The organism is Rhodopirellula sp. J20-39, from assembly GCF_057365095.1.
The window spans coordinates 664,633-678,648 of the sequence record NZ_CP195123.1 but is presented as its reverse complement, the minus strand read 5'-3'; the positions used below and the strand labels follow the sequence as shown (position 1 = coordinate 678,648).

At 54.3% G+C, this 14,016-nt stretch carries 8 protein-coding genes; 4 read left to right on the top strand and 4 right to left on the bottom strand.

All coding sequences use genetic code 11. From position 1 onward, the window contains the following. Positions 1-6 precede the first annotated feature (6 nt). On the top strand, positions 7-1,455 hold the full coding sequence (locus tag ACR3ZL_RS02270; protein WP_473649502.1) for a DUF1501 domain-containing protein: 1,449 nt from the start codon (positions 7-9) through the stop codon (positions 1,453-1,455). 244 nt (positions 1,456-1,699) lie between these two features. Here the strand turns inward: ACR3ZL_RS02270 and ACR3ZL_RS02265 are convergent, their stop codons facing one another. Beyond that, positions 1,700-2,788, bottom strand: a complete 1,089-nt coding sequence (locus ACR3ZL_RS02265) for a glycosyltransferase (protein WP_473649503.1) — start codon at positions 2,786-2,788, stop codon at positions 1,700-1,702. Next, positions 2,785-4,335 carry a phytanoyl-CoA dioxygenase family protein gene (locus ACR3ZL_RS02260; protein WP_473649504.1) on the bottom strand — a complete coding sequence of 517 codons (1,551 nt, stop codon included), beginning with the start codon at positions 4,333-4,335 and terminating at the stop codon, positions 2,785-2,787. The genes ACR3ZL_RS02265 and ACR3ZL_RS02260 overlap by 4 nt, the downstream gene beginning before the upstream one ends. Before the next feature lie 679 nt (positions 4,336-5,014). Here ACR3ZL_RS02260 and ACR3ZL_RS02255 point away from each other — a divergent pair. From ACR3ZL_RS02255 to ACR3ZL_RS02245, 3 genes are all read left to right on the top strand, one after another. Beyond that, positions 5,015-5,788 carry a PIG-L deacetylase family protein gene (locus ACR3ZL_RS02255; RefSeq protein ID WP_473649505.1) on the top strand — a complete coding sequence of 258 codons (774 nt, stop codon included), beginning with the start codon at positions 5,015-5,017 and terminating at the stop codon, positions 5,786-5,788. A 107-nt stretch (positions 5,789-5,895) separates the two neighbouring features. Further along, positions 5,896-6,822, top strand: coding sequence for a sugar phosphate isomerase family (locus tag ACR3ZL_RS02250; RefSeq protein WP_473649506.1), 927 nt, complete (start codon positions 5,896-5,898; stop codon positions 6,820-6,822). 129 nt (positions 6,823-6,951) lie between these two features. After that, complete coding sequence (locus ACR3ZL_RS02245; protein WP_473649507.1) at positions 6,952-9,156, top strand: carbohydrate kinase family protein; 2,205 nt, start codon at positions 6,952-6,954, stop codon at positions 9,154-9,156. A gap of 31 nt (positions 9,157-9,187) precedes the next feature. On the opposite strand, the gene ACR3ZL_RS02240 is transcribed toward ACR3ZL_RS02245, so the two are convergent. Then, positions 9,188-10,609 carry a DUF1501 domain-containing protein gene (locus ACR3ZL_RS02240; protein WP_473649508.1) on the bottom strand — a complete coding sequence of 474 codons (1,422 nt, stop codon included), beginning with the start codon at positions 10,607-10,609 and terminating at the stop codon, positions 9,188-9,190. 149 nt (positions 10,610-10,758) lie between these two features. After that, the gene (locus tag ACR3ZL_RS02235; protein WP_486173182.1) at positions 10,759-13,977 is read right to left on the bottom strand and encodes a DUF1549 domain-containing protein; all 3,219 of its coding nucleotides are present in this window, start codon (positions 13,975-13,977) and stop codon (positions 10,759-10,761) included. Positions 13,978-14,016: the final 39 nt, after the last annotated feature.

Genomic DNA, 14,016 nt, shown 5'->3' with positions numbered 1-14,016 from the left:
TCAAACATGGATTCTCTTGAACCCTCCAATACACGACGTCGGTTTTTAGAACAAACCGGGATGGGCGTAGGCGGCTTGGCCTTGCAGTGGATGCTGGCCCAAGAGTCCGCCTCGGCGATGCCTCCAATCTTAAAAGCAAAACCTGCGAGCGATCTACGTCCGCGAGCGCCCCATTTTGAGCCTCGCGCTAAAGCGATGATCTCGCTATTCCAACACGGCGGTCCTTCGCACATGGACCTGACCGATCCCAAGCCCGAACTGACTCGGTACGACGGAACAGAGTACTCCGGTGACATTCACTTTTCCTTTGTCAACGAAGCGAGCAAAAAGCTATTAGGCAGTCCTTTTCAATTTCAAAAGCACGGCAAGTGTGGTACCGAACTATCCGAACTGTTGCCGCATACAGCGGGCGTTGTCGATGACATTTGCTTGATTCGCAGCATGCATACCGGTGCGAATGGTCACGAAGTTTCCATCCGCTACTTTCACGGTGGCATCCCAGCAGTCGTAGGACGACCGACGTTCGGCTCGTGGTTGACGTATGCGTTGGGTAGCGAGTCGCAAGACTTACCCGCGTTCATGGTCTTGGCGGACCCGGGTGGACCGCCCGTCGACGGTGCGACCAACTGGAGCAACGGATTCATGCCCTCCATGTTCCAGGGAACCGTACTTCGGCCCAAAGAACCGAGGATCTTGAATTTGCAACCACCGCCGCATTTAACGGGCCAGTACCAACGCCAGAACCTCAATTTCCTGCAAGAACTCAATCGACAGCACCTGCAGTCGCGTCCAGGCGAATCGGATCTAGAGGCGCGTATTGCCAGCTACGAACTCGCCGCCCGCTTGCAAACGGCAGCCACCGATGCCCTGGACATTTCTCAAGAAACCGCTGCCACACATTCGATGTATGGTTTGGATCATCCCGAAACCCGGGAGTACGGTACACGTTGCTTGTTAGCACGGCGATTGGTCGAGCGGGGCGTTCGCTTTGTGCAACTGTTCCACAACGGCCAACCTTGGGACAATCACAGCAGCATCAAGACCGGCTTGACTTCGATCTGTCGTAAAACAGACCAACCCACCGCGGCACTCGTTGCCGATTTGCGTCAACGTGGATTGCTGGACTCGACCCTGGTCCACTGGGGCGGTGAGATCGGTCGATTGCCAGTCACTCAGGACCATGGCACGGCCGAGAAAGCGGGACGCGACCACAACGGCCAAGGCTTTAGTATCTGGCTTGCCGGAGGCGGTGTTCGCGGTGGAATGACGTTTGGGAAGACCGACGATTTCGGACATCATGCCGTTGAAAACGTTGTCACCCCCAACGACTTCCAAGCTACAGTAATGCATCTGTTCGGCTTAAACCACGACCAAGTCGTTTACCCCCATGGCAACCAAGAGCAAATGATCACTGCGCATCGCCCCGCACGTGTGGTGCACGAATTGATCAGCTAGTGACAGTGGATCGACCAAGCAACAGCGTTTGCCAAACGGTGCACTTATACACTTTTGAAATTTCATCTGTTGCCCATCCCCTTTTCGTCAGATCCCCGGGTTGGCTGCCACCGGAGGGCTTTTGCGCCGCCGCTAAGAATCCTGATGAAATAGCGTAAACCGTCCGGTCTCACCAAGAGAAGATACGCTGGCAAAGCTTTGGTTTAGTTCGTCGTAAGACGCGATCTTCAATGACGCGTGATTGCTATCTCACAAGCTCACGCAACTGTTTAGCTTGCAGCGATGGTGTTGTTAGTTGCGAGTCAACGTGCACCTTACCTCGGCGAATCATATCGTCTCGCAGTCCGTCGTCCGTCATGACAGATGCAACCGCTTCAGCCCAGTCACTTGCGTCAGCGTCGACCGGTAAGACGAGGCCGCCATCACCCACTGATTCCGGCAAGCCGCCGATGTCACGTGCAATCACAGGAATGCCAAAGATTTGAGCCTCAGTCACCACACGCCCCCAAGCTTCTTCCCAAAAGCTCGGCACAATCAGACAGCGGGCATCCTGGAACGCGTACCGAATGTCAGCTACGGCGGAGTGGAACACGGCATTAGAGAAATCTTTAAGTTCCGTCTCCACTGCGGCACGTGATTCTTCCGCGAGCGGCCAGGATTCCTGGATACGAAAGTCGAATTGCGGTAGCCGACGAATCAATTCAAGCGTAAGTAGCCAACCTTTCCGCGGATCGGGATTGATGAACAGGATCCGTTCACCATTCTCGGGTTGGGTTCGCATAAACCGTGCTCGTTCGACAGTGGGATGGATGACAACCGAGGGAAGATTAAAGGCTTCCAGAAAGCGACGGGCCGTGAATGACGAATTGGCGAAATAGGTCGCATTGGGTGGAAAAGGTGTAGGAGACGGAAGCTGAGTTTGCGATTGGAACTCAACATCTCGCAGCGAGACGAGCGTCCGATAGTCCGCCGCCAACATGCTCGCCATGTCACGAGTTAGCCCCGCGTCGACCACGACCACATCCGGAGCGAACCCGGCTAGCCAACGGCGAACGGCTACTGCCCATACATCCCAGCCCGTTTCGTCAACCGGCCGAAACCGCCAATGATCAACCCCTTCGTGCCGCTGTCGGAACGGGATATTTGATCGAAGGAAGTGAATAGCATGGTGGAAAAGCGAAGGACCTTGCGGCCCCCTTGGTTCTTGTACGCAAGCAATCGCCACCGTGTCCCCGGCAGACTGCAAAGCTTGGCAGAGTGACAACACCGATTGCTGGGCACCACCGGTGCGTTCGGGAGGGAAGCCGAGCGTGGATAGAAATGCCCACCTCATCTTTGCTGCCACCAATTCTTTAGGCGAGCGTAGATTGAATTCACTTGCCGCGGTGGCGGAAGTTCCGGATCAATCGCGTGATGGAACTCGACCACCAAATAGCGTGCAGGTGATTCACTAACCGTTTTTAATCCGTGAGCGGTCCCGGCTGGATGATACAAGACGGACGGAGCTTGCACTCGTTTCCCCATCGATTCCACGACGCCTTCGAGCAACACGATGGCGACGTCATAATCATCTTCATGAGCCGGATAGCCGCTGCCTTGCTCCACCGTGCTAGAATGCAAATGCAAGTGAGCCAGGTTAGTGGTAGGCCCTTCCTCAATCAGACACGAAGCAAATCCATTGCCTGTAGCTGGAAACAATTCATTGAGATTCCACAGCTTTCGACGGGGTAACCCTGTGTGCGTTTGCGTCCCCCAGGCGGGCTTAGCACTCCAGCGAAACATGATGTACTGTGCCGGTTCGATGGCTTCCGCCGAACAAGAAATCGTGTGAACGGTATAGGCAGGGTAGTATGCGAACTCACCCGCCTTCACGCGAATAAGATCAGGCGTTGGGTCTTCCGGCCCGCTGGTATCATGCAAGTCTGCTTCGCCAGCAAGCATGAGCAGTAACTCTTCATCGGCGTGATGGTGTAGGACATGCGGAGAGCAACCGGCCGTCAAACTGGACGCGTGGGCACTGATCTTCCGCAAGATCTGTGTATGCCCTTCGAAGAAAGTCGACGGCTTCCAACCGCCACCGGAAGCAATGGCCAACGGCGGGTCCCATGTATGGATCTGCGGACCTAACGGCAATAGAGGAACCGAAGGATCCCACATCGAAGGTGGCCTAGCCGAAGGCGGCGAGACCACTCGGTTGCCGGCGTGATGTGCGATGTCAGGATCGCCGCTGACGCATAACACCGGTGGCGAAGACGCATCATCAAACCGAAATGGCCAATCGAATTGTGACCAATCGGGCTGCCGGATGGGAAAATCTGCCCTTGCATACTGAAGCAGCAAAGCGATCCGCGTTCCCTCCGAACGTGTGTTGAGCGACCCATGCCAAGTACCACCCGCAAACATCAGCATCGCACCATCCCACGCTTCGGCGGTACCGAGCATCGCGTCATCACCCCAACGCGATTGTGCCAGCTTCAACACAGCTTCACTCGTTCGGGAATCGTAGGGCAACACCGCCGCGGCTTCCTGGACAGATACCCCAGCTTGATGGGAACCCTCAATGAAACTGAGCGAAGAGGCCTGGGAAGTTGCTTCCAAACCAATCCACACACTAATAGCATCCGTTTCCTTTGCATTCCAAACTTCGATGTCCGAATGCCAGGCGTGTGCTTGTCCAGGTTTGCGAGCCACGACGGAACCGCCCCACAAAATTACGTTTTCCCCGAGCAAAGGCTTAACGCGATGCAGAATCACGTCCGAAGATGCCAAATCCCAAACCCAACGATCCTTTACCGCAAGGTCCTTCGACCAAGCCGCATCGGAATCAATATCCAGAGTCTTGACGTGGGCTGCTAACGTTTCGGTCTGTTCAGACGACAAGCAGGCTATTGGGCCAGCCCAACCACTTGACTGAAGCTTACTTCGCGTGGAATCGTCTTGGAGCGTTTTCAACACTGGCGCAAGCCCGATAATGTACGAAGGTTATTAAGTGAAGGCATTAACACGTGTTATTGATCGCGTCAGGTTTGTGTTTGCTAATGAACTTATTTCACTTATCAGTTGCCACAAATACGCCTCAACTGAATGCCCGAAGAATCACTGCGAATCGATGGATGCGAGGTGAACAAAGGGTAACGCAATCGAGTGTCACCATCTACTTTCGCAAGCACGTTTGCTGGCCCATTTCCAAAATTGTTTCTTCATCAAGCTCTCGATGTAACTCAGCATGACTCGCTCGGCTGACACCCTTATCTAACCGAGGCAAGACAGGCCGCACAAGAAAGTCTCGACTCACTAAGAGTCAGCACAAACCGTTGCGTTCAATAGTGAAAAATGCATCTGGGTGCAGTTTGGGTTATCCGTTGCGCAAACAATATCTCGTGAAACGAGCGCGGAATATGGTGGTGACTGCCAACACCCCCATCTCGCATGGTTTACAATTAGTGTCCCCTCCGAAATCAAGCATCAGAAGCCAGCTCGAACCCGATTGACGCGATAGTTTCAACAACAATCGGCCAGGCGTTTTGATCGCCATCCCACCTTCACACCGGTTTCTGCTTTGAGTCGCGATCAGCCCACTCACAAAGTAGCGCTCGCATTCTTAGCGCATCCTGACGACGCCGAAATCTTGTGCGTGGGAACGCTATTGCGTTTACGAGATCTCGGCTGGGAAATTCACATTGCGACCGCCACAGCAGGCGATTGTGGTTCAGCATCACTGTCCCGCGAAGCGATCTCACAAATTCGTCGGCAGGAAGCTGCTTCGGCAGCCCAGCGACTGGAGGCAACCTACCACTGCCTGGAACTGCAAGACGTCGATGTCATCTTCGATCATCAATCCAACCGATTGGCGATTGATTTGTTCCGACGCGTGTCGCCGTCACTCGTTTTTACACACCCGCGGCATGACTACATGCTCGACCACGAACAGGTGCATCTACTGGCACGCAGCGCCGCGTTCAGCTTCCCAATCCCCAACGCCTCGGAATTACCACTCGCGGCCAACTCCACCATTCCTTGGCTGTATTACTGCGACCCAATCGAGAGCATCGATCCCTATACCGGCCAGATCATAACGCCGACCGTGCGGGTCGACATCTCTCAACAGATAACCCGCAAGAGCGATTTGCTGGCCTGTCACGTGTCACAACGGGAATGGCTGCGATCGCACCATGGGATGGATGAATACATTGAATCCATGAAACGCCATGGGAGGATGCGCGGTGCTGAGTTGGGCGTCAACTATGCAGAAGCGTTCTGCCAACATCGGGGCCACCCGTACCCGCGAACGGACATCCTTGGCGACCTTTTCGGAACGAAACAGCAGCCGTAGAGGTTGGGTTGGTTTCGCGAGAAAGCCGCTGACAAATCGAAGCTGAATCAAAGACACGAATCTGTCGCTCCCCTTTCGATACTCTTTAGACAGGAAGAACCAGTTCCATGGCACGTCCCATTAGTAGAGTCGCACCCGGGTGGTGGGATTACACGACGCTCGACACCGAGATTCTGAAAGATGCGGCCCAACTGACCGCCGATGATTTGTTGGGGTTATCGCGAGACGGGTTTGAAGTCGCGATCTATGACACATTGGAAGAGTTCTTCTGTGCCGAGGCACTTGAGTACATTCAAGTTTGGAAACAAGCGACTCCCGACAATCCGGTTGGAATTTGCGGCCCAATCGGCCCGACCGAGCAATTACCGCTGGTCGCGCGAATGGTTAATGCACTCGAACTGAATCTTCGAGATGCACACTTTTGGGGTATGGACGAATGGGTCGAGGACGGCAAACCAGTTTCCCCGGATCATCCACTCTCATTCGCCAACGCCGACCGAGAACTTCTGTTCAAACGCATCGATCCGAATTTCGCGATGCCTGAGCCGAATATTCATTTCCCCACGGATCTGGAAGTGTATGCCAACAGCTACGACCAGGTGCGATGCGCACTGATGCAGGGCGGTCAAGGCGAAGTCAAACACTGGGCTTTCAATGATCCACCGAAACGCGAAGGCGAATATCAGGACGCACCGCCATCACCCGAGGAATATCGCAAGCTGGGCACTCGCGTCACCGACCTTCACCCGATGACGGTCATTCAAAACGCTCGCACCTCCGGCGGTGGCTACGTTCCGCAAGTTCCAACCTGTGCCGCAACGGTTGGGCCAGTCGAAACCTGGAAGTCCGACTGTGTTTCGATTTGGCATCCCGGACATCACGACAATCCATTTGGGATGCGACTGTCGGCCCTCATGATTTCAAAACAAATTCCTGACAGTTCGGTACCGATGTCATTGCTCGCTGATCATCCGAACGTGCGATTCAGTTTCTATCGCGGAGGAATCGGTACTGTCGAAACTGAAATGCACTAAGCACAAGTGCACTTTTTAGCGACCGAGCAAACGCATGGGGTTTTAAGCCAAGATCCCGTCGCGGAGTTCGTCTCTCAAGTCGCTACCGACCTCAACCGGCTTCTCATTTTCGCAAACGCACGGACAACGATGCTCCCGTCTCCCAAAACGCTCGACGCCAAACTCACGCGAATCCTTGAAAATCCGGCTTGCGATGACTTCATTCTCGCCGATGCCAAGGATGCGGACGTGGCGTTCGGAATCGCTGCACCGGGTTACCAAACATCAGCGTCAGGATCGAACTCGGCGACGCGGCCCCGGCGATCGTTGCAGCAGTACCGCGATATTATTCGCGAAAACACTCAACAAGGGCTCATCGACATCATGTTGATGAGCGTCAGTACAAGCGAAGTGCTAACGATCAACGAACGTCTTTTTGATCAATCGGCCGTTACGCCCGCTATACGTGCCAACGACACGACCGAGATTTGGTTGGCTCGCGGCGGTGTCTATTCCGAACAACCCTCGCGGCCCTTTCGCACCGCATTGATCGATCATGCCCAATGCGGCAAGGCGGATTGCCAGCCAGGCGAGCGCAAGCTTGGAGCTGACTTAGGGCTTTATTCCATCACATTCAACAACGACACATCACACGACGAACGCACCCTCGCAGCCTACCGCGAATTTTGTCTGGAGGCCGAGCGGAAAGGCTTCCGTCACTTTTTGGAAGTATTTGATCCGAACAGTCCCGTCCATCCGATCGAGGATGTGGGTGCTTTTGTAAACGATCATATCGTGCGAACACTCGCCGGCGTTGCCCAGAGCGGACGGCCTCTGTTCTTGAAGATGGTTTACCACGGACCTGCGTCGATGGAACAACTGGTCAGTTACGATTCATCGATCGTGGTTGGGATCCTCGGCGGTTCATCGGGCACCACATTCGATGCCTTTCACCAATTATGGGAAGCTAAAAAGTACGGCGCTCGGGTCGCTCTATACGGACGCATGATTAACAACGCCGAACATCAACCCAGCTTCATCCGACATCTCCGCTACTTAGCTGATGGCCAGATTAATGACGCGGCTGAAGCGGTTCGATCCTATCACAACGACCTTAGGAATTTCAGAATTCAACCGTTCCGTACGTTGGAAGATGACCTCCAAGCGACGAATCGTTTCTTCGACTATTCAAACAAAACTCCATCAGCCTCATCCGCTCGTGGTCTCACACCCCCTGAATCAGAAACCGAAATTTTTGTCGCCGGGCACGTTTGCCTGGACATTCTTCCTGAATTTCCCGAAGGGGTTTCAGAGACAAACACGCTCGTTGAAGCGGGCAAGCTGAAGCTAATCGGTCCAGCAACTCTGGTTACCGGCGGTTGCGTGGCCAACACCGGACTGACGCTACATCAACTCGGCGTGCGAACGTCCCTGATGGGAAAGATTGGTGACGATTCATTCGGACGTGAGATTCAAGGCATCTTAAACCAAGCAGGTACGGACCTTGCCACTGGGATGATCGTGTCGCCGGGTGAGCACACCAGTTACTCAATCGTCGTCATGCCACCAGGCGTGGACCGATCATTCCTGCACTTCCCTGCCGCCAACGACACATTCCATGCGGACGATGTTGATCTGAATCGACTCGACGGCGCGAAACTCTTTCATTTTGGATATCCGCCGCTGATGGAAAAGTTTTGGAGCGACGGAGGCGCGGAGATGGCGAAGCTATTTCAGGGCGTCAAATCACGAGGCCTGATGACTTCGCTCGACATGGCAATGCCCGATCCGACTGCGCCGTCAGGGAAAATCGACTGGACCCCATGGCTCCAAACCGTCCTTCCTCACGTCGACTGTTTCATGCCGAGCCTTGATGAGATCTTGTTCATGCTCGAACCGAAACAGAATGGCGAACTGACACTCAATGCGAACGACCTAGAGGGTGAATCCCTCGACCTTGATCTCTTAAGCCAAACGGCAGATCGCTTGCTGGCCCTCGGCACCAGCATCGTGGTCTTTAAGCTGGGCTCGCAAGGTTTGTACCTAAAAACCTCGTCAGACGCTGAACGAATCTCTCGTGCATTTTACCAGGGCAAAACGAACATCGATCAATGGGTGGGCTGTGACCTCCACACGCCGTGTTTCGAAGTCGAGGTCAGTTCCACTAACGGAGCCGGTGACCGAACGATCGCTGGCTTCCTGGCCGCCATCGTCCGCGATGCAAGCCCCAGCGAGGCCATCGAGAAAGCGGTCGCCGTCGGCGCGATGAGCGTCGAGGCGGGCGACGCGCCACCGGTATCTCTCTCCTTTGAAACAATCGACAAGCGAATCAGCGCCGGATGGCAGCGTCGGTGATTCAGTCGCTTATAAGCCTACGCCTTGTCCGCTATCCCGTAGTCAGCTTCTCAAAGAAAGCACCTTCATTGATGGTAGGGCGTTCGGGACGTCCATTGTAATTGTAGGTCAGTTGCATGTTACTCAAGCCAAGCAGGTGCAAAATGCTTGCGTGTAAATCGTGGACATGCAGTCGGTCCTCAACCGCTCGCAAACCGAGTGCATCGGTTGAGCCAATCACTTGCCCCCCTTTCACACCGCCGCCAGCCATCCACATGGAAAATCCAGTGGGGTTGTGATCGCGGCCGTTGCCTTGTTCGGACATGGGTGTCCGCCCAAACTCTCCGCCCCAAACGACCAGCGTTTCATCCAGCAAGCCGCGTTGTTTCAAATCCTTTAAAAGACCCGCTACCGGTTTGTCCATCGCTTTACACAATTGAGTGTGATTGGACTCAATCCCACTGTGAGCGTCCCAGCGACTTCCGGCACCATGATAAAGTTGCACAAAGCGAACTCCCCGTTCAACCAGCCGCCGCGCCAGCAAGCATTGCCGGCCATAGGAAGCGGTCTCTTTTTGGTCCATGCCGTACAACTCTTTGGTCGATTCGGTCTCCTGGGCTAGGTCGACCGCTTCCGGTGCAGCGGCCTGCATTCGAAACGCAAGTTCGTAGCTGCGGATTCTAGCTTCCAGTTCGCTCTGTTGCGGGAAGCCGTCGGCAAACGATTGGTTTAGAGAATTGAGAAGAGCGAGTTTTCCCTTCTGAACACCGGGACTAATCCCTTCCGGGGTGTTGAGATTGGGGATTGGTTGCGATCCTTCGGAAAGATGAATCCCTTGATAAGTCGCTGGCATGAATCCAGCACTCCAGTTGCGTGGGCCGTTCACGATCGAACCACGACCATCTTGCATCACAACGAATGCCGGCAAATTCTGGTTCTCCGAGCCCAATCCATACGTTACCCAGCTTCCTAGTGAGGGTCGTCCACCGAGCATCGAACAGGTATTCATTTGACACACACCGGCGGAGTGGCTGTTGCCATCGGTCCAGCACGAACGAATGACGGCGATGTCATCAACGCACTGCGCCGTATGCGGGAGCCAATCGGAAACCCAGGTTCCGCTTTCACCGTATTGCTGCCACTTACGTTTGGACTCCAACAGCGGCGAATGAAATTCCCCCATCGCGGTCAGCACGGTACCAAAGCTTTCGGGTAAATGTTGACCAGCCAAACGATTGAGATCGGGCTTAGGATCGAAGGTGTCGAGATGACTGGGACCGCCTTCCATGAACAGGAAGATCACGTTTTTGGCAGTTGGTGGGAAGTGAGGTGCTGGGGTCGCCGTTGCATCCAAAGCCGTCGCCACGGGATTTGCCTCAGCCTGCATCGCAGCCAGAGCCAGTGCTCCAAATCCAGCACCACTTTGGGTTAGGAATTCACGTCGAGATCGTGGCAAAGTGAAGTGATTATTCATTGTTAGAGTGTTTCGGCGGGGAGTTGTGTGGGGATGTTGAGGCAAGTCGTAGGGCCGGTTCCCACCGGCCAGTTTGGGATTGGCCGGCAGGAACCAGCCTGACATCCCTGCGTTATTAAGATCTTTCGCAAAGCGAAAGACGACATTCGTTAACGGACATACAAGAACTCATTCGAGTTCAACAAAACGTGGCACAGATCCACAAACGCGGCATAGGACGGCGTGAGTTTCTGTCCATGTCCACCCAGTTGCATCGACAAACCGTCCGGCGAACTGTCTTCAAGCAAACCCGGCTTGGGTTCAAACTGCCAATAGCCAATGGTCGCCGAAGTGACTTCTTCCGCAGCATGTAGCAACTCGGATTGGGTCAGCGCCTTGTTCGACAGTCGCACGTCATCAATCAGTCCATCGAATTGGTCTCCTGTCCGTCCTGAACCGACCCTTAAGGAATCCTTGTTCGCGATCATCGAAACCAGCGGGTTGGGGAACTCGACTGTGGCCAATGGTTCTTCATCATTGGATAGATCCTTCAAGTGAAAGCTGATCACGCCCGGCGAAACCGCCGTTTTCATCTGCACGCTGACCGCCGCGTAATAAGGCTTATTGATTTCGAGATGATTGTCCGAGAACAAGACAACCTCTTCCGGTTTGCCTTGTGAATTCTTTCCGAACACCTGCAGCACTAAGGTTTGAGGCTTTCGACGAGAGCCCTTACCGGAAATGCCGAACAACCAGCCTGATCTCGAATCCTGACGAGCCATCTTGGCACCCAACGTTCGCACGGCTCCTGACTGATACACCGAACGCAATTGAAAAATGGCTTCGAACGTAAAGTCATCGACATCCAAACGGTTGTCGGCGGGCACTTGAAATCGCTCTTGTTCAGGTTGATCTTCGAAAAGAACCGCCTGGCCATCGCGATACGGAACCTGACCAATCGTAACGTTAGCGGGAACGCCGTCGTCCTGCTTTCCGCTCGCATGCATCTGTTCCTGATCTTGCAGAAACGACGTCGCCTGTTCGAATTCTTCGGTTGTCGGTGGACGACCAAAGAACACCCACCACAATCGTTCGACTCTCGCCTGAAGATCGGCGTAGTCGTCCACTTGTGTGTGGACACGATCAGCCAGCGACCCGGCATGGGCGAGCATCACTTGACTGTTAATCAACATCAATGATTGAACAGGCGTGGTCGTCGCGTTGCGGTTCGAATTGCTGACAATGAATGGAGGCAAGTCAAACACCTGCATCAACGGATCAAGGCTGTTGCGCATCACCCGAGTGTAGATGGACCGGCGAGGGCGATCGGCCAAAACGCTGGGACCGCCACGTGCCGATTGAAGTTGTCCGGTAACAGCGAAGATCGAGTCGCGGATCTGTTCCGCATCAAGTCGTCGGACGTCGCCTCGCCAGTACCAGCGATTAGTCGGATCTTGATGCTGGAATGCAGCAAGTTGCGGGTGCGAGGCAGCTTGGCGATAGGTCGCCGATGTAACGATCATTCGGTGCAAACTTTTCAAACGCCAACCGTTTTCCAAAAATCGGCTGGTAAGCCAATCGAGCAATTCCGGATGCGTGGGGGTTCCGCCAAGGATGCCAAAATCGCTGCTATTAGCAGCTAGGCCGCGTCCAAAGTGATATTGCCACATCCGATTTACGATCACGCGAGTCGACAATGGATTGTCGGAACGAGTTAGCCATTTCGCCAGTTCGGATCGTCGTCCCGTTGTGTCGGGAATGTTTGCGGGAGGTGTGATCGTGGGAGGCTCCGGTTCCATGATGGTTGGAAAGCCCGGTGCGACCTCAATCTTCTTCTTGGGAATAATAGTGGGCGGAGCAACGCTGGCGGCATCACTAATTGTCATCGGGCGAGGCAACGCTTTCGGCTTCAATGAATCAAACTTAGCCAACTCTCGCCGCAGGGCCAGAATTTGATCTTTGGCTTCGCCTTTTGCACGCGAATCAACACCTCGTTGGTCGTGGCGAATCAATCGATTCGCGAATGCAACTAGTTGTTTTTCATACGGTGTGTGTTCCTCTGGCGACTTCCGGATGATCTCCATCAAATCATCGGGATACCGTTTGGTGGTCGCATCGAAGACCGCTTGCAGTGGCTTTTCGAGCAGGGCGTCAAGCTGTTTTCGAAGCTTACGTGTTTTCTCTAGATAGATTGCCTCTTGTGCTTCATACACCGCCTTTTGCTCAGGGGTCGCTGCGATCACATCGTCACGCGGAAGTGTGGCCTCAAAGAAGGCTCGCAGCCGGAAGTAATCCTTTTGCAGTAACGGGTCAAACTTGTGATCGTGACACCGGGCACACTGAAAACTCATTCCGAAAAAGACATCACCGGTCACGTCGGTGACTTCATTTAGGATGTTGTCCCACTGGCCGCGAATGTCAGGAACGTTGTATTCAAAGATCCCGTGTCGCAAAAATCCGGTGGCAATCAGAGCCGCGGGATCGTCGGGAAAGAGCTCATCGCCCGCCAACTGCTCTTGAACGAAACGGTCATACGGTTTGTCCTCGTTGAACGACTCGATCACGTAGTCTCGATATCGCCATGCCTGAGGCCGGCGACGGTCGGCACGATAACCGTCGGATTCCGCATACCGGACAAGGTCGAGCCAGTGCCGTGCCCATCGTTCGCCGTACTCAGGACGCCCAAGCAACTCATCGACCACTTTTTCGTAGGCTTGTGGGTCGGTGTCCTGTTCAAACGCTTGCACCTGATCGGGTGTCGGCGGCAATCCGATTAGATCGTAATACACTCGCCGCAAGAGTGTCGTTCGATCGGCCTCTGGCGCTGGGACCAGATTCTGGCGATCAAGGTCCGCAGCGATGAATTGATCAATTTCATTACGGCACCAATCGGGCTCCGCCAACTGACTCGGCGGAGTCGGGTCCATCACCGGTTGGAACGCCCACCAATTGAGTTCATCCTCCGAAAACGTTTTACCTGCGGATCGTGGCGTCACATCGGCGTGGTCCCCAGGCCAAGGCGCTCCCATCTGAATCCACTTGGCAAGAATCGAAATCTGTTGGTCGCTCATCTTCTTCGATGGTGGCATCTCGAACGACTCATACCGCACGGCCTCCATCAGCATACTGGCATCGGGATCACCCGGATCAATCGCCGATCCGGATTCACCTCCAAGCAATAGTGAAGTACGAGAATCGACACGCAAGCCGCCCTTAGACGACTTCTCCGAATGGCACTTGTAGCATTGCTCCACCAAAAGTGGTCGGACCTGCTTCTCGAAAAACTGCAATTGTTCAGGCGTAATCTGCTCGTCCGCCGAACTGATATTCGGGCACACACCTTGCGCTATGATCAACAGCAACACAATCAACCGTAGAAATAGTTTCATCTGGCAAGTCATGGATTCAATTCACTTCGTGCGAAGAGT